The following is a 24332-nucleotide window of genomic DNA, read 5'->3' on the forward strand; positions in this document are numbered from 1 at the left end:
CGCGCCCCTAGCGGCGCGACGCGATCGCCTCGTACACCATCCCGACGAGCAGGTCGTCGGCGTCCCGGCGGCCGAACTCGCTCGCGGCGCGGGACATCTCGTACAGCCGGTGCGGGTCGGCGAGCACGGGCAGTACGTTCTGCTGGACCCACTGGGGGGTCAGTTCCGCGTCGTCGACCAGCAGTCCGCCGCCGGCCTTGACCACCGGCTGGGCGTTCAGCCGCTGTTCGCCGTTGCCGATGGGCAGCGGGACGTAGGCGGCGGGGAGCCCGACGGCGGAGAGCTCCGCGACGGTCATCGCGCCCGCGCGGCAGAGCATCATGTCGGCCGCGGCGTACGCGAGGTCCATCCGGTCCACGTACGGTACCGGGATGTACGGGGGCATCCCCGGCATCTGGTGCACCTGCGGCAGTTCGTTCTTCGGACCGACCGCGTGCAGGATCTGGATCCCTGCCTGCTGGAGGTAGGGCGCGACCTGCTGGACCACCTCGTTGAGGCGGCGGGCGCCCTGCGAGCCGCCGGAGACCAGCAGCGTCGGCAGGTTGGGGTCGAGGCCGAACAGGGCGCGGGCCTCGGGGCGCGCCGCGGCGCGGTCGAGGGTGGCGATGGAGCGGCGCAGCGGGATGCCGATGTAGCGGGAGTCGCGCAGCTTGCTGTCCGGGGTGGAGACGGCGACCTGGGCCGCGTACCGGGAGCCGATCTTGTTGGCGAGGCCGGGGCGGGCGTTGGCCTCGTGGACGACGATCGGCACCCCGAGGCGCTTGGCGGCGAGGTAGCCGGGCAGGGCGACGTAGCCGCCGAAGCCGACGACGCAGTCCGCCTTGGTGCGCTCCAGGATCTGCTCGGTCGCCTTGATCGTGCCGCGCAGCCGGCCGGGCACGGTGATCAGCTCGGGCGTGGGCTTGCGTGGCAGGGGCACGGCGGGGATCAGCGCGAGTTCGTAGCCGCGCTCGGGGACGAGGCGTGTCTCAAGGCCGCGCTCCGTGCCCAGGGCCGTGATGCCCACGGTCGGGTCCTGCCTGCGCAGGGCGTCCGCGAGGGCGAGCGCGGGCTCGATGTGACCGGCGGTTCCGCCACCGGCGAGGACGACATGCACCGAAATTCACCGCTCTCCGGACGAACGCGCCGTTCAGGCGCGCCGTCGCATCGTGTTCCATCTCCCGGGCCGCCCCGAAGGGCCGCCGCCCCGCTTTCTACCAAAGCGAGGTTGCCGCATCGCAAGCGCCGCCCGCGCAGCGGGCTCGTCGCGTGCGAAGGCGATCAGCAGCCCGATGGCGAACATGGTCGGCAGCAGGGCGGAACCCCCGTAGGAGAACAGCGGGAGCGGGACTCCGGCGATCGGCAGCAGACCGAGCACCGCACCGATGTTGATCACCGCCTGAGCGGTGATCCAGGTGGTCACGCCTCCCGCGGCATACCTGACGAAGGGGTCCTCCGTGCGTCCGGCCACGCGGATACCCGCATAGCCTAGAGCCGCGAAGAGGGCGAGCACCGACAGCGTCCCCGCGAGACCCAGTTCCTCACCGGTGACGGCGAAGATGAAGTCGGTGTGCGCTTCCGGGAGTTGGCCCCATTTTTCCACACTGGCACCGAGCCCGGAGCCGAAGATTCCGCCCGAGGCGAGGGCGTAGATGCCGTGCACGGCCTGCCAGCAGGTGTCCCCCTGCCCCGGTTCCGTGGCACCGATGCACGCGAGCCGGGCCATACGGTTCTCACTGGTCCTGATCAGGACGAAGCCGATCAGTCCGGCGACGGACAGCACACCCACGAACAGCCTGGTCGGCGCGCCGGCCAGCCACAGCAGGCCGAACAGGATGGCCGTGAGGATGATCGCGGTGCCCATGTCGCCGCCGAGCATGATCAGCCCCAGGAGCATGAACGCCACCGGTACCAGCGGCACCAGCATGTGCTTCCACTGGGTCAGCAGCCGCTTGTCCTCCTTGCGGGCGAGCAGGTCGGCCCCCCACAGCACCAGCGCCAGCTTGCCGAACTCGCTGGGCTGGATCTGGAACGAGCCGCCGACGGCGATCCAGTTCTGGTTGCCGTTGATCGACTGCCCTATCCCCGGGACCTGCACGAGGGCCATCAGGAAGACACAGCCGGCCAGCATCGGGTACGCCAGCGCCCGGTGCAGCTTCACCGGCATGCGCGAGGCCACGAGCAGCAGCAGGGTGCCGATCGAGGCCGCGAGGAACTGCTTGCGGAAGAAGAAGGTCCCCGGCAGCGACTTCTGCAGCGCCGTGATCTGCGAGGCCGAGTAGACCATCACCAGGCCGAGCACGGTGATCAGCAGACTGCCGCCGAGGATCAGGTAGTACGCGGTGAGCGGGCGGTCCCAGGCCCGCCGCGCCCGCGTGTGGAGCCGGCGTACGGGGTTCTCGCGGGACGGGCGGGGGACGGGCGGCCTGCGGGTGAGGCGCTGGACGGGAGGACGGCCGGTACGGCTACTGGGCATCGGGGGCGCCCTTCCCGCGGCGCACCGACGACATCCGTGTCACGCGTTCCCTCCCAGGTTCGCCCAGCTCCGCCGCCAGGCACGGGCGGGCCGGTCAGCCGTCCGCGGAGGCGAGTTCGCGCACTGCCTCCGCGAACGCGTCCCCGCGCCTGTTGTAGTTGACGAACATGTCCATCGACGCGCAGGCCGGTGCCAGCAGCACCGTGTCGCCCGCCTGTGCGAGCGCCCGTGCCTCGCGGACCGCCGCGAGCATCGCCCCAGTGTCTGTCCGGTCGAGGTCCACGACCGGCACCTCGGGGGCGTGTCGCGCGAGCGCTTCGCGGATCAGCGCGCGGTCCGCGCCGATCAGCACGACGCCCTTCAGCCGCTTCGCCGCCCCGGCGACGAGCTCGTCGAAGGTGGCGCCCTTGGCGAGTCCGCCCGCGATCCACACGATCGACTCGTAGGCCGCCAACGAGGCCCGCGCGGCGTGCGTGTTGGTGGCCTTGGAGTCGTCGATGTACGTGACGCCGTCCACGTCGGCCACGTGCGCGATGCGATGGGCGTCCGGGGTGAAGGCCCGCAGGCCGTCCCGTACGGCCCTGGCGGGCACGCCGAAGGCACGGGCGAGGGCGGCCGCGGCGAGGGCGTTGGCCACGTTGTGCGGGGCCGGCGGGTGGATGTCGGAGACCTCGGCGAGCTCCTGGGCGTTCTTCTGCCGGTTCTCGACGAAGGCCCGGTCGACAAGGATGCCGTCGACGACGCCGAGTTGGGACGGACCCGGGGTGCCGAGCGTGAATCCGACGGCCCGGCAGCCCTCTTCGACGTCCGCCTCGCGCACCAGGTCCTCGGTGGCCTTGTCGGCCACGTTGTAGACGCAGGCGATCCGATTGCCCTCGTAGACGCGGCCCTTGTCCTTGGCGTACGCCTCCATGGAGCCGTGCCAGTCGAGGTGGTCGGGGGCGAGGTTCAGGACGGCGGCGGAGTGGGCGCGCAGGGAGGGCGCCCAGTGGAGCTGGTAGCTGGACAACTCCACGGCCAGGACGTCGTACTGCTCGTCGCCGAGGACGACGTCCAGGAGCGAGACCCCGATGTTGCCGACGGCGGCCGTGCGCAGCCCCGCCGCCTTCAGGATCGAGGCGAGCATCTGGACGGTCGTGGTCTTGCCGTTGGTGCCCGTGACGGCCAGCCAGGGCGCCGCGTCGGGGCCGCGCAGGCGCCAGGCCAGCTCGACGTCGCCCCAGATCTCCAGGCCCGCCTCGCGGGCGGCGGTGAACAGCGGCTTGTCGGGCTTCCAGCCGGGCGCGGTGACGACGAGGTCGGTGCCCTCGGGCAGGGTGGCGCCGTCACCGAGGCGCACGGTGATGCCGAGCGCCTCCAGCTCGGCGGCCTGGGCCCGGGCGCGTTCGTCGTCGCCGTCGTTGACGACCGTGACGGCGGCGCCGAGGCCGTGCAGGACCTTGGCCGCGGGGATGCCGGAGACGCCGAGCCCGGCGACGGTGACGTGCTTGCCCTGCCAGTCGGTCACTTGTCGGCCGCCCATCCCGCGTAGAAGAGGCCCAGTCCGACGATCACACAGATGCCCTGGATGATCCAGAAGCGGACCACCACGAGGACCTCGGACCAGCCCTTGAGTTCGAAGTGGTGCTGGAGCGGTGCCATGCGGAAGACGCGCTTGCCGGTCAGCTTGAACGAGCCGACCTGGATGACGACCGACATGGTGATGAGGACGAACAGGCCGCCGAGGAGCGCGAGGAGCAGCTCGGTGCGGGAGCAGATCGCGAGACCGGCGAGCGCGCCGCCGAGGGCCAGCGAACCGGTGTCACCCATGAAGATCTTCGCGGGCGAGGTGTTCCACCACAGGAAGCCGAGGCAGGCGCCCATCAGGGCGGAGGCGACGATCGCGAGGTCGAGGGGGTCGCGTACCTCGTAGCAGGCTTCCGGGTTGGTCAGGGTCTGCGTGTTGGCGCAGGACTCCTGGAACTGCCAGACGCCGATGAAGGTGTACGCGCCGAAGACGAGCACGGAGGCACCGGTGGCGAGGCCGTCGAGGCCGTCGGTCAGGTTCACGCCGTTCGACATCGCGAGAATCATGAACAGCGCCCAGATCACGAACAGCACCGGACCGATGGACCAGCCGAAGTCCTGCACGAAGGAGAGCTTGGTGGAGGCCGGCGTCTGGTCGCGGGCGTCCGGGAACTGCAGCGCGAGGACCGCGAAGCCGATACCGACGATCAGCTGGCCGGCCATCTTGGCCTTGGCGCGCAGACCGAGCGAACGGCGCTTGACGATCTTGATGTAGTCGTCGAGGAAGCCGACCAGGCCCATGCCGCCCATCAGACCGAGCACCAGCAGACCGGAGAAGGTCGGCGGCTGGCCCGAGATCACCTTGGCCAGGAAGTACGCGACGATCGTCGCCAGGATGAAGGCGATACCACCCATGGTCGGCGTACCGCGCTTGCTGGCGTGCTCGCGCGGGCCGTCGTCACGGATGTACTGGCCGTAGCCCTTGCGGGCCAGCAGCTTGATCAGCAGCGGGGTGCCGACCAGCGTCAGGAAGAGACCGATGACTCCTGCGAACAGGATCTGATTCATCATCGCGCGGCAACCTCACCCTCGTTGCCGCCGTCGAGCAGCGCCTGCGCCACACTCTCGAGCCCGACCGACCGGGACGCCTTCACGAGCACGACGTCCCCCGGGCGCAGCTGACTGCGCAACAGGTCGATCGCCGCCTGTGCGTCGGACACGTGCACCGACTCCTCACCCCACGAACCCTCGTTGTATGCGCCCAGTTGCAGCCAGGAGGCCTCCCTGCCCCCGACCGCGACGAGCTTGCCGACATTGAGCCGGACGGCGAGCCGTCCGACCGCGTCGTGCTCGGCGAGCGATTCGTCCCCGAGCTCGGCCATCTTGCCGAGCACCGCCCAGGTCCGCCGCCCCTTGCCCATGGCTGCGAGCGCGCGCAGAGCGGCCCGCATGGACTCGGGGTTCGCGTTGTAGGCGTCGTTGACGACCGTCACGCCGTCCGGGCGCTCGGTGACCTCCATCCGCCAACGGGAGAGGGAGCCCGCCTCGGAGAGCGCGGTGGCGATCTCTTCCGCGGACATGCCCAGCTCATGGGCGACGGCGGCCGCGGCGAGCGCGTTCGACACGTGGTGCTCACCGTACAGGCGCATGGTCACATCACTTGCACCGGAGGGTGTGTGAAGGCGGAACGCGGGCTGTCCCGCGTCCGTGAGCCGTACGTTCTCTGCGCGTACGTCCGCTTCGCCGGACTCTCCGAAGAGGACCACCTTGGCCTTCGTACGGGAGGCCATGGCGCGGACGAGGGGGTCGTCGGCGTTGAGGATCGCGGCGCCGCCCTCGCTCGCCGGCGGCAGGGCCTCGACCAATTCGCCCTTGGCCTGCGCGATCTGCTCACGGCCGCCGAACTCGCCGATGTGGGCGGTGCCGACGTTGAGCACGAGGCCCACCTTGGGCGGGGTCAGGCCCGTGAGGTAGCGGATGTGACCGATGCCGCGGGCGCCCATCTCCAGGACGAGGAAGCGGGTTTCCTCGGTGGCGCTGAGCGCGGTGAGGGGCAGCCCGATCTCGTTGTTGAGGGAGCCGGGCGTGAACACCGTCGGCGCCTTGCGCCGGAGCACCTGGGCGATCAGGTCCTTGGTGCTGGTCTTGCCCGCGGAGCCGGTGAGGGCGACGAGGGTGGTGCCGAGCTCGCGCACCACATGGCGGGCGAGGGCACCGAGGGCCGCCTGGACGTCGGCCACGACGATCGCGGGCACGCCGACGGGGCGGGACGCCAGCACCGCTGCCGCGCCCGCCTCGACGACCGCGGCCGCGTAGTCGTGGCCGTCCGCGCGCTCGCCGACGAAGGCGACGAAGAGGCTGCCGGGCTCCACCTCACGGGAGTCCCGGACGACGGGTCCGGTGACGAGCGCCGACGGATCCGGTATGTCGTGCGTCTGCCCGCCGACGACTTCTGCGATCTCGGCGAGAGAGAGGGCGATCACAAGTTCATCCCTGGGTCTGCTGGATAGCTTCGCGAAGCACCTGGCGGTCGTCGAAGGGACGTACCACGCCGGCGATGTCCTGGCCCTGCTCGTGGCCCTTGCCCGCGACCAGCACGGTGTCGCCGGGCTCCGCGCGGGCCACGGCCGCGGCGATCGCGGCGGCCCGGTCCTCGAAGAGGAGTACCTCGCCGCGCTCGTGGGTCGGCACGGAGGCCGCGCCCTCGAGCATGGTGGCGAGGATCGCGAGGGGGTCCTCGGAGCGGGGGTTGTCGGAGGTCAGTACGGCGGTGTCGGCGAACCGGGCGATGGCGGCGCCCATCGGCGCGCGCTTGGTGCGGTCCCGGTCGCCGCCGCAGCCGAGCACCACGTGCAGCCTGCCCTCGGTGACCTTGCGCAGCGCCTTGAGGACCGACTCGACGGCGTCCGTCTTGTGGGCGTAGTCGACGACCGCGAGGTAGGGCTGCCCGGCGTCCACGCGCTCCAGGCGACCCGGCACTCCCGGCACGGCGGCGACGCCGTCGGCGGCGGTCTGCGGGTCGATCCCGGCGACGGCCAGGGCGGCGATCGCGGCGAGGGTGTTGGCGACGTTGAACGGGCCCGGCAGCGGCGACCTCGCGGTGATCCGCTCGCCCTTCGGTCCGATCACGGTGAACGTCGAGTCCATCGGGCCGACCTCGACGTCCACGGCGCGCCAGTCGGCGTCGGGGTGGCCCTCGGCGGAAAACGTGACGACCGGGACCGTGGCCTCCTTGGTGAGCCGGCGGCCGTACTCGTCGTCGAGGTTGACGACGCCGAGTTTGCTGCGCTCGGGGGTGAACAGCCCCGCCTTGGCCTGGAAGTAGTCCTCCATGTCGGAGTGGAACTCCATGTGCTCCGGGCTGAGGTTGTTGAACACCGCCACGTCGAAGACGCAGCCGTCGACCCGGCCGAGGACCAGGGCGTGGCTGGACACCTCCATGACGACCGCGTCCGCGCCGCGTTCGCGCATGACGGCGAAGAGGGCCTGGAGGTCGGTGGCCTCGGGGGTGGTGCGCTCGGACTTGACGCGCTCGTCGCCGATGCGCATCTCCACGGTGCCGATGAGCCCGGTGGAACGCACCGTGCGCAGGCCGCCCTCGACGAGGTAGGCGGTGGTGGTCTTGCCGGAGGTGCCGGTGATGCCGATCTGGAGCAGGTCGCGGCCGGGCCGGCCGTAGATGGTGGCCGCCAGTTCGCCCATCCGTCCGCGCGGGTCGTCGACGACGAGGACCGGCAGCCCGGTGGCGGCGGCGCGCTCGGCGCCGGTCGGGTCGGTCAGGACGGCGACGGCGCCGAGGCCGGCCGCCTGGTTCACGAAGTCGGCGCCGTGCAGCCGGGCGCCGGGCAGGGCGGCGTACAGATCGCCGGGGCGGACGGCGCGGGAGTCATGGGTGATGCCCGTGACCCCGATGGTGGCCTCTTCGGTCTCCGGCTGTGTGGCACCCAGGTGTCCGGCGAGTTCCGCGAGGGGTGTGGCGGAGACCTGGGCCGGCCTGGGCGGTCCGGGGTATGTCACGGAAACGCCCTTCTGGGTGGTTTGGGACTGATCAGCGTGTGGCACGGCGGTGAGCGTACCGGGCCCACCCCCGGCGGAGCGAAGCGAGGGTTTGTGCGAGGGCGGTGGGGCGGCGTGGTTCCCGGGGTCGGGAGTGATCATGGTCACGAGTGCGTTCCTGGCTGGTTGCGCTGATCAGTGGGTGGATCAGGGAGGGGTCAGGAGGGTCGGGGGTCGCCCGGTCGGCGGGTCATGGCTTGAAGCTGACGGGCAGGTTCGCGGGCCCGGCGCCGGTCGGCGGGACCTGGAGGGTCTTCAGGGCGAACTCCATGACCTCCTTGTAGATGGGCCCGCAGATCTGACCGCCGAAGTAGTTGCCCTGGGTGGCGTTCTGGATGGCGCAGTACACGGTGATCCGCGGCTTGTCCGCGGGTGCGAAGCCGGCGAACGAGGAGGTGTAGCCGCGGTATCTGCCGGTGGCCGGATCCACGCGGTTCGCCGTCCCCGTCTTGCCCGCGACCCGGTAGCCGGGGATGCGTGCCTTGGTGCCGGTGCCCTCCTCGTCGTCCACGACGGACTCCAGCATCCTGGCCAGGGTCTTCGCCGTCCTCTCGCTCACGACCCGGTTCTTCTTCGGCTTCGGGGCGGGGGTGAAGCGGCCGTCGGGCCCCTTGGTGCCCCGGACGAGGGTGGGCGCGACGCGGACGCCGCCGTTGGCGATCGTCGAGTAGACGGAGGTCGCCTGCATGGCGTTTATCGAGACGCCCTGACCGAAGGGGATCGTGTACTGCTGCGAGGTCGACCAGTCGCCGGGCGCGGCGAGGATGCCCTTGGTCTCGCCGGGGAAGCCGAGCCCGGTGTAGCTGCCGATGCCGAACTTGCGCAGGTAGGAGTAGAGGATCCGGTTGGACTCGCGCTGGTTCCTGCCGAGTTCGCCGGTGGCGAGGATCGTGCCGATGTTGCTGGACTTGGCGAGCACGCCGTTGAGCGTCAGGTACCAGGTCGGGTGGTCGATGTCGTCCTTGAAGAGGCGGTCGCCGCGGTGCAGCCGGTTGGGCACGGTGACATGCGTCTCGGGGGTGGCGACGTTCTCCTCCAGTACGGCGGCCATCGACATGACCTTGGCGGTGGAACCGGGCTCGTAGGCGTCCTGGAGGGCCGCGTTGCCCAGGGCGTCCGGGTTCGCCTTGCTGAGGTCGTTGGGGTCGAAGCCGGGCGAGTTGGCCATGGCGAGGATCTCGCCGGTCCGGGTGTCCTGCACTATCACGTAGCCGCGGTCCGCCTTGGACTTCTTCACCTGCTCGGTGATGGCGCTCTGCGCGGCCCACTGGATGTCGCGGTCGATGGTCAGCTCGACGTCGGAGCCGGCCACGGCGGGGGTCTCGGCGGAGCCCGCGGTGGGCACGAGGCGTCCGCCGGACTGGGCGTAGCGGATCTTGCCGTTCTTGCCGGACAGAGCGCGGTTCAGCTGCTGCTCGATACCGCCTCCGCCCTTGCCCTCGGCGTTGACCCAGCCCAGTATCCCGGCGGCGAGATCGCCGTTGGGGTACACGCGTTTGCTGCTGGGCTCCTGGAAGACGCCGGCCAGCACGTTGACGGTGCCCGGGTCGTCCTTGGCCTTCTTGACGAGCGCGGTCTTCAGGTCGGTGATCTGGTTCCAGACCTGGGGGGTCTGGCGGCGGGCGAGGAGCACGTACCGCGTGTTCTTGGTGCGCAGCTTCCCGGCGATCGTGTCCTGGTCGGCGTCGAGGATCGGCGCGAGGAGCGCGGCCGCCTGCTCGGGGCCGTCACCGATCTTGAGCTGGTCGCGCGTGAACATGGTCGGGTCGGCGGTGATGTCGTTGGCGGCCGCGCTGATCGCGAGGTCGACGCCGTTGCGGTCGGTGATCCCGCCCCGCTCGGCGGCGAGCACCCGGCCGACGTAGCGGTTGCGGTCGGCCTTGGCCGCGTACTCGCCGGCGTCGACGGCCTGCACCTGGAGCAGCCGGACGACGAAGGCGATCATCACCAGGGTCAGGGCGAGGCTCACCATGCGCAGCCGGGGGCGGGGGCTGCCCAGGCGGATGGTGCGCGGGGCCGGCTGCCGGGGGCCCGGCCGGCGCTGGCCCGCGGGCCGGGCGCCGGGGCCGGGGCGGCGCTGCTGGCCGCCCGGACGCACGGGCCGGGCGGGGCCGGGTACGCGGCGGCGGGGCGGCTGCCTGCCTGAATCGACCACTTCCGTCACCTGCCGGGGTTCGTCGAGAGCGGGGTGGACGTGGACCGTGCGGACGCGCCGGTGGGGATGGGTGCGGCTCCGGGCGCCGCCGCGGGCGGCAGCGCCGGCGAGTCCGACGGTGAGGGGGTCGCTGCGGGGGCCGACGTGGGGGTCGGCGTGGGCGTGGGGGCCGGGCCGGCGGCGGACGCGGGGGCGAGTGCCTCGGGCGCGAGGACCAGGGGCAGGCTCGCCGGTGACTGCGGGGCCGCGGGGCTCGGGACGCCCTTGACTCGGCCGTCGGGCTCCAGGAAGGCGGGGTCGCCGCCGGGCACCATGCCCAGCTCGCGGGCGCGGCGCTGGAGGGCCTCCGGGGCGGAGTAGGCGTCCACGTCCCGCTGGAGCGCCTGCTCCTCGTCGGTGTAGCTCTTCACGTCGTCCTGAAGGTCGTCGAGCTGGAACGACCCCTCGCTCAGCGCGGAGTTCAGGACGAGGAGGCCGATGAGGCCCCCGCCCAGGAGCACGACGACGAGGAGGACGAACGGGGTGCGGGCGGCCCGGCCGGAGCCGGCGGGCAGGAGCCGCGCGAGCCGGGCGGCCCGGCCCCTCAGTTCGGGTTTCCTGCTCACACACCCTCCCTGCCAGTTGGCTTCTCGGAGTCACTCCTGGCGCCGGCGAGTTCGGTTCTCGGACCCACCACCGCCCCCTTCACGCACCGTGTTCCGGCCGCCCCGTCCGCCTCACTCGACGTCCTCCCGGATGCGCTCCGCCCCGCGCAGTCGTGCGGGGGCGGCCCGCCGGTTCTCGGCGACCTCTTCCTCGGTGGGAAGTTCGGCACCACGGGTCAGGAGCTTGAGCCGGGGCTGGTAGCGCTCGGGGACGACGGGCAGTCCGGGGGGCGCGGTGGTGGCGGCGCCCGCCGCGAACACCTGCTTGACGAGGCGGTCCTCGAGCGAGTGGTACGACAGCACGGCGACCCGGCCGCCGACCGCGAGGGCCTTGACGGCGGCGGGGATCGCCCGCTCCAGCACGGTGAGTTCGCCGTTGACCTCGATGCGCAGTGCCTGGAAGGTGCGCTTGGCGGGGTTGCCCCCGGTGCGCTTGGCGGCCTGCGGCAGGGCGTCGCGGATCAGTTCGACCAGGCGCGCGCTGTTGCTGAAGGGCTCCTTCTCGCGCTCGCGCACGATCGCGGAGACGATCCGCTTGGCCTGCTTCTCCTCGCCGTACGCCCTGAGGATCCGGACGAGTTCGCCGGCCGGGTAGGTGTTGAGGACCTCTGCGGCGCTGATGCCGGTCGTCTGGTCCATGCGCATGTCGAGCGGGGCGTCCTGGGCGTAGGCGAAGCCCCGGTCGGCCTCGTCGAGTTGCATGGAGGAGACGCCGAGGTCGAAGAGGACGCCCTGGACGTGGGGGACGCCCAGGCGGGCGAGCACGTCGGGGAGTTCGTCGTAGACGGCGTGCACCAGTGTGGCCCGGTCGCCGAAGGGGGCGAGCCGTTCCCCGGAGAGGCGCAGCGCCTCCTTGTCCCGGTCGAGGGCGACGAGCCGGGCCTCGGGGAACCGGGTGAGGAGCGCCTCGCTGTGGCCGCCGAGCCCGAGGGTGCAGTCGACCACGACGGCGCCGGGCTCCGTGAGGGCCGGGGCCAGCATGTCCAGGCACCGCTGGAGCATGACGGGGACGTGTCGGCTCTCGGTCAAGGGGCCCTCTCAAGTCCGGCGGGCCCGTACGCACCGCCGGGTCCCCGCCCGCTCAGGAAGGGGAGGTCGGCCGGCGCCGGAAGTGCCGGCCGACCGGGAGCGGGAGGAGGCCGAGCCGTACGTACGCGCCGCGCACGCGGGGAGATGCCGGGCAGTGGCCGGATCTCTGGGGTTCATCGGTCGAGCAGGGGGCCTCGCCTCCCGCTCCGCGTCACTTTAGTCCACGGCCCCTCGCGGTCAATCAACCGGCCTGCGCGTCGCGACGCCGCCCTGGGAGCGAAGCCCGGAAAGCCGAGAAATCACTCGGAGTGGTGCAATCCCGCCACCCCTGTGGGTTACCTCACAACAACCCTCAATGACGTTCTTTGTCCCCTCTCACAGAGCGCCATCGGCACCCGTGACCAGTACCGTCATGCCTATGACGACCTCCGCATCAGTTCCCACCGAATCCGAAGGCGCCATAAACGGCGACACCGTCACCGACCGGCTGGTCGAGGCCAACGGGAGGTACGCCGCGGCGTTCACCGACCCCGGCATGGACGCCCGCCCCGTCCTGCGCGTCGCCGTCGTGGCCTGCATGGACGCCCGCCTCGACCTGCACGCCGCGCTCGGCCTCGAACTGGGTGACTGCCACACCATCCGCAACGCGGGCGGTGTGGTCACCGACGACGTGATCCGCTCCCTCACCATCAGCCAGCGCAAGCTGGGCACCCGCAGCATCGTGCTGATCCACCACACCGGCTGCGGTCTGGAGGCCCTCACCGAGGACTTCCGCAGCGAGCTGGAGGCGGAGGTCGGCCAGCGCCCGGCCTGGGCCGTGGAGTCCTTCCGGGACGTCGACCAGGACGTACGGCAGTCCATGCAGCGGGTGCGGACCAACCCGTTCCTGCTGCACACCGACGATGTGCGCGGTTTCGTCTTCGACGTGAAGACGGGTCTGCTGCGGGAGGTCGACGCCGCCTGAGCGGCGTCGAGACCGGCCCCTCGCACCGGCCCCTGCCCCACCCCCGGACGGTCTTCCGCTGTCGTGGGTTTCTGTCAATCTCCTGGCATCTTGGCGGGCGAAACGGTACAGACCTGACAAATCACCGACCGTTATCCACAGGCGAGTGACACGAATCGGTAACGGCAGCAAGAATGCACGTGTGGCAACACGCGGAACTGTGCGCGCGTGGTGCCCGTGTTTCGGGGTGGGCCGGTCCGCATCGCAGAGCGTCGGCCCGGAGAAAGAACGGGCCGAGGAGGGCCGGGTGACGACCTATGACGATCGAGCGAGCCTCACTGATCTGACCAGCACTGTGGAGCGAGTCCGCAGTTCGGTCGAGGCGGTGATCGAGGGCAAGCCTGAGGTCGTACGGCTTTCGCTGACAGTGCTGCTCGCCGAGGGACATCTTCTGATCGAGGATGTCCCCGGCGTCGGCAAGACCATGCTGGCCAAGGCACTGGCACGGTCCATCGACTGTTCGGTACGGCGTATCCAGTTCACGCCGGACCTGCTGCCGTCGGACATCACGGGTGTCTCCATCTGGGACCAGCAGCGCAAGGAGTTCGAGTTCAAGCCGGGCGCGATCTTCTCGCAGATCGTGATCGGCGACGAGATCAACCGCGCGTCGCCGAAGACGCAGTCCGCGCTGCTGGAGTCCCTGGAGGAGCGCCAGGTCACGATCGACGGACATACGTACGAGCTGCCCCACCCCTTCATGGTGGTGGCCACGCAGAACCCCGTCGAGATGGAGGGCACCTACCCGCTCCCCGAGGCCCAGCGGGACCGCTTCATGGCCCGGGTCTCCGTCGGCTACCCCAGCCCGGAGGCCGAGCTCCAGATGCTCGACGTCCACGGCGGCGTCTCGCCCCTGGAGGACATGCAGCCGGTGGCCCATGCCCATGACATCGTGAAGCTGATCGAGGCCGTCCGCGGCGTGCACGTCGCGGAAACGGTCCGGCGCTACGCGGTGGACCTGGTCGGCGCCACCCGCACCCATCCCGACCTCAGACTCGGCGCCTCGCCGCGCGCCACGCTGCATCTGCTGCGTGCGGCGAAGGCGACCGCCGCCCTGAGCGGCCGGGAGTACGCGCTGCCGGACGACATCCAGTCCCTGGCGGTGGCGGTCCTCGCCCACCGGCTGCTGCCCACCGCCCAGGCCCAGCTCAACCGCCGGACGCCCGAGCAGGTCGTCCAGGAGATCCTGCAGCGCACGCCCGTGCCGCAGGCCGCGCCGCCGCAGGCCGGCTTCGGCTCGGTCCGCTCGGCGCCCGCGTATCCGCAGCAGCCGCCGCGGAGGCTTGGATGACCACCGCGGGGCCCGCTCCCACCCCGGAGCAGGACAAGGGCGGGCTGCGCACGGCTCTCGCCGGGCTCACCACACGCGGGCGCTCCTTCCTCGCGGCCGGAGTGGCGGCCGCGATATGCGCGTACGTCCTCGGGCAGAGCGATCTGCTCCGGGTCGGGCTGCTGCTCGCCGTCCTGCCACTGGTCTGCGCGACCGTGCTGTACCGCACCCGCTACCGGGTCGCGGGCAGCCGCCGCCTCTCCCCCGCGCGGGTGCCCGCGGGCAGCGAGGCCCGCGTCCACCTGCGGATGGACAACGTCTCGCGACTGCCCACCGGGCTGCTGATGCTGCAGGACCGGGTGCCGTACGTGCTCGGTCCGCGTCCCCGGTTCGTCCTGGACCGGGTCGAGGCGGGCGGCCGGCGCGAGGTGTCGTACCGCGTCCGCTCCGATCTGCGCGGCCGCTACCCCCTGGGCCCGCTCCAGCTGCGGCTGACCGATCCCTTCGGGATGTGCGAGCTGACCCGGTCCTTCTCGACGTTCGACACCCTGACGGTGATCCCGCGCGTGGAGGCGCTGCCGCCGGTGCGGCTGAGCGGTGAGGCGAAGGGGTACGGCGACGGCCGGCAGCGCTCGCTGGCGCTGGCCGGCGAGGACGACGTGATCCCGCGCGGCTACCGTCGCGGCGACGACCTGCGCCGGGTGCACTGGCGCTCCACCGCCCGCTACGGCGAGCTGATGGTGCGCCGCGAGGAGCAGCCGCAGCGCGCCCGCTGCACCGTCCTGCTGGACACCCGGGCCGTGGCCTATCTGGGCGCGGGCCCCGACTCGGCCTTCGAGTGGGCCGTCTCGGGCGCCGCGTCCATGCTGGTGCACATGCTCGAACGGGGCTACTCCGTCCGACTGTTGACGGACACCGGCAGTTCGGTGCCGGGTGAGGGCGCCGACGGGTTCGCGGGCTCCAACCAGGAGTCCGCCGACGCGGCCGGCCTGATGATGGACACCCTCGCGGTGATCGACCATTCCGACGGCACGAGCCTGTCCTCCGCGTACGACGTGCTGCGCGGCGGCAACGAGGGGCTGCTGGTCGCCTTCCTCGGCGACCTCGACGAGGAGCAGGCGGGGCTGATCGGCAGGATGCGCCGGCGCAGCGGCGGGGCGATCGCGTTCCTGCTGGACAGTGAGACGTGGACCGGTGAGTCGGGCGAGGTGCCCGCCGGGGGCGGTGAGAGCGCGGGCGAGGAGTCGCTGCGTCTGCTGCACGAGGCGGGCTGGACGGCGCTGGGCGTGCCGCGCGGCGCCTCGCTGACGGACCTGTGGCGCCAGGCGGACCGGCAGCGGGCCGGCCTGGTGTCCGGGCTCGGGACGGAGGGACGGTCATGAGCGGTCGGGCGAGGCTGGCGCTGTGCGCCTGGGCCGCCACGATCATGACGGCGTGCACCCTGCTGCCGCTGGTGGACCCGGCGACGTGGATCTTCCAGGCGGCCGTGCTGCTGGCCGTGCAGAGCGGCGTGGGAGCGCTCGCCCGGCGGGTGCCGCTGGCCCGGGCGCTGACGGTGGCCGCGCAGGCCCTGGTCACGCTGGCGATGCTGACGCTGGTCTTCGCCCGGCAGCAGGCCGTCGCCGGGCTGTTCCCGGGCCCGGAGGCGTTCCAGCACTTCGGTTCGCTGCTGCGGAGCGGTGCCGACGACGTCGGCCGGTACGCGATCCCGGCGCCGATGACGGACGGCATCCAGCTGATGGTGATCGGCGGTGTCCTGATCATCGGCCTGATGGTCGACGCGCTGGCGGTGACGTTCCGCAGCGCGGCCCCGGCCGGTCTGCCGCTGCTCGCGCTCTACTCGGTGGCGGCGGGGCTGTCGGACGGCGCCGCGTGGCTGTTCTTCCTGCTCGCCTCCGTGGGCTATCTGATGCTGCTGCTGGCCGAGAGCCGCGACCGGCTGTCCCAGTGGGGCCGCGTCTTCGGTGGCGCCGCGCGGGCTCCCGGCATGGAGACCGGTGGCGCCGTCGCCCCGGTGCGCACCGGGCGCCGGATCGGCGCGGTCGCGCTGGGCATCGCCCTGGTGGTGCCGCTGGGGCTGCCCGCCCTCGACGGCGGGCTGCTGGGCGGCGCGGGCGGCGGGATCGGCGCGGGCTCGGGGGGCGGCGGCACGATCTCCGCGGTGAACCCCCTGGTCCAGCTGAGCGAGAGCCTGAACGTCGACCAGGACCGCCAGGTCCTGTCCTACCGCACGAACACCGACAACATGCAGGAGATGTATCTGCGGATCGTCTCCCTGGACGACTTCGACGGCACCTCCTGGAAGCCCACCGAGCGGTCCATCACCGGTGTCCCGGACGACTTCGGCACGCCGAACGGCCTGGGTCCCGACGTCAAGCGGAACGAGATCGAGACACGGATAGCGGCGGCGAAGGACTACGCGCAGAACTGGCTGCCGATGCCGTATCCGGTGACGTCGGTCGACATCGACGGCGACTGGCGGTACGAGCCGGTGGGCCGCACCCTCGTCGGCGACCACGGTCAGGACACCAAGGGCGCGCAGTACACGGTCAAGAGCCTGATCGTGCGGCCGACCGCCAAGCAGCTGGCCGCGGCGCCGGAACCGCCGCCGGCGCTGAAGCGGGAGTACACCGAGGTGCCTCCGTCGCTGCCGCCGGTGGTGGCGCGGACCGCCCGGGAGATCACGGCGGGCTCGGCGAACGACTACGAGCGGGCGGTGAAGCTCCAGGACTGGTTCGCGTTCAGCGGCGAGTTCACCTATGACACCGAGGTGCAGAGCGGCACCGGCTCGCGGGCGATCGCCCGGTTCCTCCAGGAGAAGGAGGGCTTCTGCGTCCACTTCTCGTTCGCGATGGCCTCCATGGCCCGCACGCTGGGCATTCCGGCCCGGGTCGCGGTGGGCTTCACACCCGGCACGCCGGAGGCGAACGGTTCGATGTCGGTGGGGCTGCGTGACGCGCACGCCTGGCCGGAGCTGTACTTCGAGGGCGTGGGCTGGACCCGCTTCGAGCCGACGCCGAACCGGGGGACGACCCCCGAGTACACGCAGCCCGAGTCGTCCGGTGACAACGGCCTGCCCGATGTGCCGCGGCCTTCGGAGTCGTCGTCCTCGGAGCCGTCCGCGGCGCCGTCGGAGAGCGAGAGCTGCACGGCGCAGCAGGTGCGTCTGGAGGGCGGCTGCTCGTCCGAGTCGGCGGCGGCCCTGCCGGGTTCCGACGACGAGGAGCGCGGGTTCTGGGGGCTGGTGTTCTTCTCCCCCTGGGCGCTGCTGATCGTCCCCGGGGCGCTCGCGCTGCTCGCCCTTCCGCTGCTGCCGATGCTGTGGCGGATGCGGATGCGGTCCGTGCGGCTGGGCGCGCACGGGCGGACGCCCGCCGAGGCGGCGGCTCACGCGCTGGGGGTCTGGCAGGAGGTGACGGACACGGCGTGGGACTACGGGATCACGCCGGACGAGTCGCAGACGCCTCGCAAGGCCGCCGCGCGGATCGTGCGGCTGGGGCGGCTCGAACCGCAGGCCGAGGCGGCGGTGCACCGGCTGGCGGCGGCCGTGGAGCAGGTGCTCTACGCTCCGCAACCGCAGGTGCCGGCGGGACTCGCCCAGGACGCGCACGAGGTGGCGGCCGGGCTGCGGGCCCAGGTCGGCCGCTGGCCCCACCTGCGGGCGCTCTTCCTGCCCCGTTCCACCGTCCGCGTGATCTGGGCGGTTTCGGCCCGCTGGTCGGCCCTCACGACCGAACTGGCGGCCCATCGCCCGACCCTGCGCCGGCCGTCGGCCCCGACCGGCCAGAACAACTGAGGGCCTGGTCCGACCCTAGGTCCGTATAGGTCTGTCCCCACCGGGTTCGCCGGGTGGGGGCAGACTCATGCCGGGGCCGGGGCCGGGGCCGGGGCGCGGGGAACGGCGAACCGCGGCGCGAGGCGCCCGGCCCGGTGTTCGATTGTGGGCGTGCGTGAAGGGTGACTGCCCTGAGGGCGGTCACCCTTCATCTGTCTTCAGGTCTGGCGTGGAGTCCGGAAACCCGGGGGGCTCAGTGGCCGCCCTGTTCGTCGCGGCGGCGCTGCCAGCGCTGTTCGATTCGATCCATCATGGAGCGGCGCTGCCGTGTCTGACGACGGGCACCGGCGGAGCCTGTGGGAACGGTGGGCTGCTCACCCGGCTTGGGGGCCTTGCGCCAACCGGTCACGGCGAGCACGGCGCAGCCCAGCATGACGAGGAATCCCACCACGCTGACCCAGATCTGCTGTGCGACCATTCCGGCCATGAGGAGCGCGATACCCACCAGAAAGCCCGCGACCGCCTGGTAGACCCGCCGCCGGGTGTACGTACGCAGCCCGCTTCCCTCAAGCGCTGACGCGAACTTGGGATCTTCGGCGTACAGCGCTCGCTCCATCTGCTCGAGCATGCGCTGCTCGTGCTCTGAGAGCGGCACGGAGTCCTCCTCATCGTGCGGTCGCCGGAGCGACCCGGGGGGTCCTCTTCAGGATAGGCAGGGAATCGCCCCCTTGAAACCCGCCCCTCTACGCCAATTCGCCAACCGGAACCCGCCATGGCACCCCGACTCGCTGAGGTGTGGATTCCCCAGCGAACGGCCCGTCATGCCGGACGGTCTCCCTCGATCATACGGCTCCGAGCGCCCGATCGGGTGGCCTGTGGCGTACTCCATCCGCCGCCGCGCCCCTGATCAGGCGGCACGGCACAGCGGACGCTCAGGCCTCGGCGTCCCCCCGGGTCTCTCCGAGCACATGCAGTTGCGTGGCCACGGAGTGGAACGCGGGCAGTTCCGCGGCGGCGGCCTCCAGCTTGAGGAGAGCGTCCAGGGCACCCGGTTCGGTGTCGACGAGGACACCGGGGACGAGGTCGGCGAAGACCCGGACGCCGTGGACGGCGGTCACCGCGAGGCCGGCGTTCTCGACGAGCGCGGTGAGCTGCTCGGCGGTAAAACGGTGGGGTACGGGATCACCCTCGCCCCAGCGTCCGTTCGGGTCGTCGAGTGCCTGCCTGGCCTCCTTGAAGTGGCCGGCGAGGGCCCGCGCGAGCACCGCGCCGCCCAGTCCGGCGGCGAGCAGGCTGAGGACGCCGTCGGGGCGCAGCGCGGCGACCGCGTTGCCGATGCCCTCGGCGGGGTCGTCGACGTACTCCAGGACGCCGTGGCACAGCACGGCGTCGTAGCCGCCGCGCTCGACGACGTCGAAGAGGCCGTGGGCGTCGCCCTGGACTCCCTGCACCCGGTCGGCGACACCGGCCTCGGCGGCCCGGCGCTCCAACGCGAACAGCGCGTTGGGGCTGGGGTCGACGACGGTGACACGGTGGCCGAGGCGGGCCGCGGGCACCGCGAACCTGCCGCTGCCGCCCCCGGTGTCGAGCACGTCGAGCGACTCCCGCCCGGTGGCCTTCACTCGGCGCTCGAGGGCGTCCTGGAGGACGTCCCAGACCACGGCGGTACGGAGGGAGGCGCGGGGGCGCGACGGGTCCGACACGGCAGTTGACTCCTCGGCGCGGCACCGCCTGGTGTGCGGCGGAGCGGTGGGCTTGCTGGTTCCGTCGGCGGCCGGGGCCGTGACGGAGGTTACGGGTGCCCCCAACCCTAATGGGCGGCGCCGGGACGGTCGGTCAGCCCGCGTCCGGGACGCCTCCCCCTCCGTCCTGCCGGGGCTGGGGCAGGACCGGCTGGAGCACCAGCATCCGTTCGACCAGGCGCAGGAACATCGCCACGTCGCGTATCAGGTCGTCGGCGTCGCGCGCGCTCGCGGCGCCCCGTATGCCCGCCTCGGCCCGCGCCCGGCGGGCGGCGCCGGAGGCGAACAGCGCGCTCCACTCGGTGAGTTCGGGTGCGATCTCGGGGAGCACCTCCCAGGCGCTCCGGATCTTCGCCCGCCGTTTCGGGGTGGGCTCGGGGCGGCCCCGGGCGGCGAGTACGGCGGCGGCGGTGCGCAGGGCGGCCAGATGGGCCGTCGCGTACCGCTCGTTGGCGGCTTGGAGGGCGGACGCCTCGTCGAGGCCGGCGCGGGCCTGGGCGAGGAGGTCGAGGGCGGCGGGCGGGGCCGTCGCCCGGCGCAGCACGGGGTGCACGTCGCTCGCCGGGCCGGTCAGTGAGGGGGCAGGGCCGGTGGCACGGCGCCGATTGCCGGCTGCTGCGTGGTACGTGGCCATGACGAACCTCCTGTCGTCTGCGTGACGGCACGCCCTGACACGGGGTGCCGTATGTGCCCATCGTGAGGTATGCCACTGACAATCCGTTCTGACCTGGGCTTTTGCTTCGATCGACAGTTCGGGGTAAATTTTGCACTGACCAGTCAGTTCAAAATGGCACGAGGGGGTCCGGAGCACATGGACGAGCCGCCTACGACAGCCGCGGCACCCACCGGGGAGGGCGGCGTCGCCGTCGGCGCCGAGGGCTTCGGGATGGAGGGCCCGCGCGGGTGGGTGTTCCGAGAGGTGGGGTTCCACGCCGAGCCCGGTTCATTGATCGCGATCGAAGGTCCCTCGGGGTCGGGCAGGACCTGTCTGCTGCTCGCCCTCACCGGGCGCATGAAACCGAGCGAGGGGCACGCCACGGTGGGCGCCCTGCGGCTGCCCAAGCAGATGGCCGCCGTCCGCCGGATCAGCGCGCTCGCCCATGTCCCCGGTGTCACGGACCTCGACCCGGCGCTCACCGTCGGGGAGCACCTGCGGGAACGCGCGCTGCTGCAGCGGCGGTTCGACGGCTCGCTGCGCGGACTGCTCCGGCCCCGCCGTGAGCGGACGGCCGAGGCCGAGGGGCGGATCGACGCCGCGCTGGCCGCCGCCGGGCTCGACCGGGCGTCGCTGCCCAAGGGCGAGCGGACCGCCGTGCGGGACCTGGACCGGGTGGAGGCGCTGCGGCTCTCGCTCGCCCTGGCCCTCATCGGCCGGCCCCGCCTGCTCGGCGTCGACGACACCGACCTGAAGCTCTCCGAGGCCGAACGGACCGAGATGTGGGGCCTGTTGCGGTCCCTCACCGAGGCCGGGACCACGGTCGTGGCGGTATGCAGCGAGGCCCCCGAGGGGGCGCTCGTCGTGTCCACGGCGAGGAAGAACGAGGCCGGGACGGGGACCGAGGCCGAGGCCAGGACCGCGGCCGGGGCCCGAGCCGGGAGCGAAGACGAGGCCGAGACCCGGACCGGAACCGAGGCCGAGGCCGACACCATGCCCGAGGCCGACACCGACACCGACACCGTGGCCGTGGCCGACATCGACACCGGCGCCGAGCCCGACACCAAGACCGCCTCCCAGGCCGACCGCCGTGACAACGACAAGGAGATGGGCGATGCGATCGCCGAAACTCGCCTCGCTTGAGCTCAGGCGGTTCGGGCGGGGGAAGCTCCCGCGCGCCGCGCTGGCCTCGCTCATGTTGCTGCCGCTGCTGTACGGCGCCCTGTACCTGTGGTCCTTCTGGGACCCCTACGGCCGGCTGGACCGCATCCCGGTGGCGCTGGTGAACGACGACAAGGGGGCGTCGGTCGGCAAGCAGAAGCTCAGGGCCGGCGACGACATCGCCGACGGTCTGCGGGACAGCGACACCTTCGAGTGGCACGAGGTGAGCGCCGAGCAGGCCCGCGAAGGTGTCGAGGACGGCACGTACTACCTGTCGCTGACCATGCCGTCGGACTTCAGCCGGCGCATCGCGTCCAGTTCCGGTGACGCACCGGAGACGGGCGCCCTCCAGGTCCGTACGAACGACGCGAACAACTACATCGTCGGGCAGATCTCCCGGACCGTGTTCTCCGAGGTGCGCACGGCGGCGTCGACGAAGACGTCACGGTCGTTCCTGGACCGGATCTTCATCTCCTTCTCCGACATCCACGAGAAGACCCAGAAGGCCGCGGACGGCGCCGACGACCTCAAGGGCGGCATCGACAAGGCGGAGAAGGGCTCCAAGGACCTCGCCGACGGACTGAAGGCCGCCAAGGACGGCAGCGGCAAACTGTCCGGCGGCCTCTCCGACCTGGACCAGGGCGCGGGCGACCTCCAGGACGGCGCCCAGCAGGTCGCGAACGGCACCCAGAGCCTCGCCGACAAGGTCAACAAGTCCGCCGACCAGGTCCGGCCCTTCCTCGACGAGAACAGCGACACGATCGCCGACACCGCGACCCTGGTCGCCGACTCGGCGGCGACGATCCGCACCCACCTCTCGGCGTTCGTGACCACGGCCCCGGCCGCCGCGACCGGCACCCGGACCGCCTCCGACACGCTCGACGACGTCTACAAGCGGCGCTGCGAGGACCCGGTGCTGCCGGACGCGGCCTGCGCGGACCTGAAGAAGGCGAAGGAGGCGGCCGCGGAGGCGGCCCGACTGGCCGAGGACGTCAACACCGTGGTGAAGAACTACGACGGTGACCTGAAGGCCTTCAAGAAGGATCTGACGACCCTGGAGCGGCAGGCCCGCGCCCTGGCGAAGGCCGCGCCGAACCTGTCCGGGGACCTCGACGACGCCGTGACCAAGGTGAACGCCCTCAACAAGGGCGCCACGAAGGTCGCCAAGGGCGCCAAGACGCTGCACACGGGCCTCGGCACCGCCAAGACGGGCGCCGAGGACCTCGACACCGGCGTCGGCGACCTGAAGACCGGCGCGAACGACCTCAAGGGCGGCATGTACAAGCTGGCCGACGGCTCCGGCAAGCTCGCGGGCGGGCTGCACGACGGTGCCGACCGCATCCCGGACTACGACGAGAAGGACCGCGACCGGCGCACCGAGGTGATGGCCGACCCGGTCCGACTGGCCAGCAAGGACCTCCACAAGGCACCCAACTACGGCACCGGGTTCGCCCCGTACTTCATCCCGCTGTCGCTGTGGGTGGGCGCGATGGTGGCGTACATGCTGATCCCGCCGCTCAACCGGCGCGCCCTCGCGGCGGGTTCCCCGGCCTGGCGGGTCGCGCTGGCGGGCTGGCTCCCCGTGGCCGCCCTCGGTGTGCTGCAGACGGTCGCGCTCATGGCGGTGCTGCACTGGGCGGTGGGCCTGCAGATGGCGCGGGCGGCCGGGACGGTGGGCTTCCTGTTCCTGGTGACGGCGTGCTTCGCGGCGATCGTGCAGTGGCTCAACGCGCGCTTCGGGGCCGCCGGCCGGATCCTCGTCCTCGCCTTCCTGATGCTCCAGTTGACGTCCGCGGGCGGCACGTACCCCGTGCAGACCAGCCCTGACTTCTTCAACGCGGTCCACCCGTTCCTGCCGATGAGCCACGTCGTGGACGCCCTGCGGCGACTGATCACCGGCGGCGGTCTGGGCCCGGTCTGGCAGGCGTGCGCCGTGCTGGTGGCCTTCACCGCGGGCGCGCTCGCCCTGACCGCCGTGTCGGCCCGCCGCAAGCAGGTGTGGACCCTCGACCGACTGCACCCGGAGTTGACTCTGTGACCGCGCAGCGCACGGTTCCTGTGACAATCAGGGCCATGGAAAGCAGCAACGCCCCCGGCGGCACAGGCGGGGGACGCCGCGAGGCGACCCGGCAGAAGCTCTACGAGGCGGCCGTCACGCTCATCGCGGAGCAGGGGTTCTCCGCCACGACGGTCGACGAGATCGCCGAGCGCGCCGGCGTGGCCAAGGGCACCGTCTACTACAACTTCGCCAGCAAGTCGGTCCTCTTCGAGGAGCTGCTGCGGCACGGCGTGGGGCTCCTCACGGCGTCGCTGCGGGAGGCCGCCGACCGCAGCGCCGAGGGCGGCGGCAGCAGGGTCGACGCCCTGGACGCGATGATCCGGGCCGGACTGGTCTTCATCGACCGCTACCCGTCGTTCACGCAGTTGTACGTGGCCGAGCTGTGGCGCACCAACCGGGCGTGGCAGTCCACGCTCATGGTCGTCCGGCAGGAGGCGGTCGCGGTCGTGGAGAAGGTGCTCCGCGAGGGCGTCGAGGCGGACGAGCTGAGCGACGAGATCGACATCGGCCTCACGGCGTCGGCCCTGGTCGGCATGGTCCTGGTGGCCGCGCTGGACTGGAAGGCCTTCCAGCCGGAGCGCTCCCTGGACGACGTGCACTCGGCCCTGTCGCGGCTGCTCCAGGGCAGGGTCAGCGGCAACCGGTAGACGGACGGAGACCCGCGCCCCCGTACGAACGAGAGCGCCGGTTCGAACTGGCCGCGTCCCCGCGGGCCACGTCGAACCGGCGCTTCCCCGTTCCCCCCTTGTTCCCCCCTGCCCCCGCTCCCCCGTCCCCGTTCCCCCGTGCCTCGCTCCCGCCGACCGTCGAAGCCTCGACCCTGTC

The 24332-nt window shown here is 72.0% G+C and carries 19 protein-coding genes; 7 read left to right on the forward strand and 12 right to left on the reverse strand.

Translation table 11 applies throughout. From position 1 onward, the window contains the following. Positions 1–7: 7 nt before the first annotated feature. From murG to rsmH, 9 genes are all read right to left on the reverse strand, one after another. Positions 8–1096, reverse strand: a complete 1089-nt coding sequence (gene murG / locus ACZ4Z3_RS05760) for an undecaprenyldiphospho-muramoylpentapeptide beta-N-acetylglucosaminyltransferase (protein ID WP_055521865.1) — start codon at positions 1094–1096, stop codon at positions 8–10. Between the two features lie 33 nt (positions 1097–1129). After that, positions 1130–2455, reverse strand: a complete 1326-nt coding sequence (ftsW, locus tag ACZ4Z3_RS05765; protein WP_468499830.1) for a putative lipid II flippase FtsW — start codon at positions 2453–2455, stop codon at positions 1130–1132. A 94-nt stretch (positions 2456–2549) separates the two neighbouring features. Continuing rightward, on the reverse strand, positions 2550–3977 hold the full coding sequence (murD, locus tag ACZ4Z3_RS05770) for a UDP-N-acetylmuramoyl-L-alanine--D-glutamate ligase (RefSeq protein WP_468499831.1): 1428 nt from the start codon (positions 3975–3977) through the stop codon (positions 2550–2552). After that, positions 3959–5032 carry a phospho-N-acetylmuramoyl-pentapeptide-transferase gene (gene mraY / locus ACZ4Z3_RS05775; protein ID WP_055542685.1) on the reverse strand — a complete coding sequence of 358 codons (1074 nt, stop codon included), beginning with the start codon at positions 5030–5032 and terminating at the stop codon, positions 3959–3961. The genes murD and mraY overlap by 19 nt, the downstream gene beginning before the upstream one ends. Then, complete coding sequence (locus ACZ4Z3_RS05780) at positions 5029–6444, reverse strand: UDP-N-acetylmuramoyl-tripeptide--D-alanyl-D-alanine ligase (RefSeq protein WP_468499832.1); 1416 nt, start codon at positions 6442–6444, stop codon at positions 5029–5031. Before ACZ4Z3_RS05780 ends, mraY begins: the two co-directional genes overlap by 4 nt. 4 nt (positions 6445–6448) lie before the next feature. Next, positions 6449–8125 (reverse strand): UDP-N-acetylmuramoyl-L-alanyl-D-glutamate--2,6-diaminopimelate ligase, encoded by a 1677-nt coding sequence (locus ACZ4Z3_RS05785; RefSeq protein ID WP_468499833.1) that lies wholly within the window; start codon positions 8123–8125, stop codon positions 6449–6451. Between the two features lie 82 nt (positions 8126–8207). After that, positions 8208–10181: a peptidoglycan D,D-transpeptidase FtsI family protein gene (locus ACZ4Z3_RS05790; protein ID WP_468499834.1), complete on the reverse strand. Its 1974-nt coding sequence runs from the start codon at positions 10179–10181 to the stop codon at positions 8208–8210. After that, the gene (gene ftsL / locus ACZ4Z3_RS05795) at positions 10178–10777 is read right to left on the reverse strand and encodes a cell division protein FtsL (RefSeq protein ID WP_468499835.1); all 600 of its coding nucleotides are present in this window, start codon (positions 10775–10777) and stop codon (positions 10178–10180) included. Before ftsL ends, ACZ4Z3_RS05790 begins: the two co-directional genes overlap by 4 nt. Before the next feature lie 111 nt (positions 10778–10888). Further along, positions 10889–11845, reverse strand: a complete 957-nt coding sequence (gene rsmH / locus ACZ4Z3_RS05800) for a 16S rRNA (cytosine(1402)-N(4))-methyltransferase RsmH (RefSeq protein ID WP_055539329.1) — start codon at positions 11843–11845, stop codon at positions 10889–10891. A gap of 355 nt (positions 11846–12200) precedes the next feature. On the opposite strand from rsmH, the gene ACZ4Z3_RS05805 reads away from it, so the two are divergent. From ACZ4Z3_RS05805 to ACZ4Z3_RS05820, 4 genes are all read left to right on the forward strand, one after another. Further along, positions 12201–12809, forward strand: coding sequence for a beta-class carbonic anhydrase (locus tag ACZ4Z3_RS05805; protein ID WP_468499836.1), 609 nt, complete (start codon positions 12201–12203; stop codon positions 12807–12809). Between the two features lie 286 nt (positions 12810–13095). Then, on the forward strand, positions 13096–14136 hold the full coding sequence (locus ACZ4Z3_RS05810) for an AAA family ATPase (protein WP_468499837.1): 1041 nt from the start codon (positions 13096–13098) through the stop codon (positions 14134–14136). After that, entirely contained in the window at positions 14133–15497 is a 1365-nt protein-coding gene (locus ACZ4Z3_RS05815; RefSeq protein ID WP_468499838.1) for a DUF58 domain-containing protein, read from the forward strand. Before ACZ4Z3_RS05810 ends, ACZ4Z3_RS05815 begins: the two co-directional genes overlap by 4 nt. Further along, complete coding sequence (locus tag ACZ4Z3_RS05820) at positions 15494–17911, forward strand: transglutaminase TgpA family protein (protein WP_468499839.1); 2418 nt, start codon at positions 15494–15496, stop codon at positions 17909–17911. Before ACZ4Z3_RS05815 ends, ACZ4Z3_RS05820 begins: the two co-directional genes overlap by 4 nt. 232 nt (positions 17912–18143) lie before the next feature. On the opposite strand, the gene ACZ4Z3_RS05825 is transcribed toward ACZ4Z3_RS05820, so the two are convergent. From ACZ4Z3_RS05825 to ACZ4Z3_RS05835, 3 genes are all read right to left on the reverse strand, one after another. Further along, entirely contained in the window at positions 18144–18545 is a 402-nt protein-coding gene (locus tag ACZ4Z3_RS05825) for a DUF3040 domain-containing protein (protein ID WP_359697148.1), read from the reverse strand. A 277-nt stretch (positions 18546–18822) separates the two neighbouring features. Continuing rightward, the gene (locus tag ACZ4Z3_RS05830; protein ID WP_468499840.1) at positions 18823–19593 is read right to left on the reverse strand and encodes a methyltransferase; all 771 of its coding nucleotides are present in this window, start codon (positions 19591–19593) and stop codon (positions 18823–18825) included. A 133-nt stretch (positions 19594–19726) separates the two neighbouring features. Continuing rightward, positions 19727–20266 carry an SAV_6107 family HEPN domain-containing protein gene (locus tag ACZ4Z3_RS05835; RefSeq protein ID WP_055514033.1) on the reverse strand — a complete coding sequence of 180 codons (540 nt, stop codon included), beginning with the start codon at positions 20264–20266 and terminating at the stop codon, positions 19727–19729. A 177-nt stretch (positions 20267–20443) separates the two neighbouring features. Between ACZ4Z3_RS05835 and ACZ4Z3_RS05840 the strand changes: the two genes are divergently transcribed. Genes ACZ4Z3_RS05840 through ACZ4Z3_RS05850 form a run of 3 tightly spaced genes read left to right on the forward strand, consistent with a single transcriptional unit; the run spans position 20444 to position 24154 of the window. Then, positions 20444–21430 carry an ATP-binding cassette domain-containing protein gene (locus ACZ4Z3_RS05840; protein WP_468499841.1) on the forward strand — a complete coding sequence of 329 codons (987 nt, stop codon included), beginning with the start codon at positions 20444–20446 and terminating at the stop codon, positions 21428–21430. Then, the gene (locus tag ACZ4Z3_RS05845; protein ID WP_468499842.1) at positions 21402–23486 is read left to right on the forward strand and encodes a YhgE/Pip family protein; all 2085 of its coding nucleotides are present in this window, start codon (positions 21402–21404) and stop codon (positions 23484–23486) included. Before ACZ4Z3_RS05840 ends, ACZ4Z3_RS05845 begins: the two co-directional genes overlap by 29 nt. 35 nt (positions 23487–23521) lie before the next feature. Continuing rightward, entirely contained in the window at positions 23522–24154 is a 633-nt protein-coding gene (locus tag ACZ4Z3_RS05850) for a TetR/AcrR family transcriptional regulator (RefSeq protein ID WP_055716610.1), read from the forward strand. Positions 24155–24332: the final 178 nt, after the last annotated feature.

It is taken from the genome of Streptomyces sp. NPDC030296 (genome assembly GCF_055572815.1).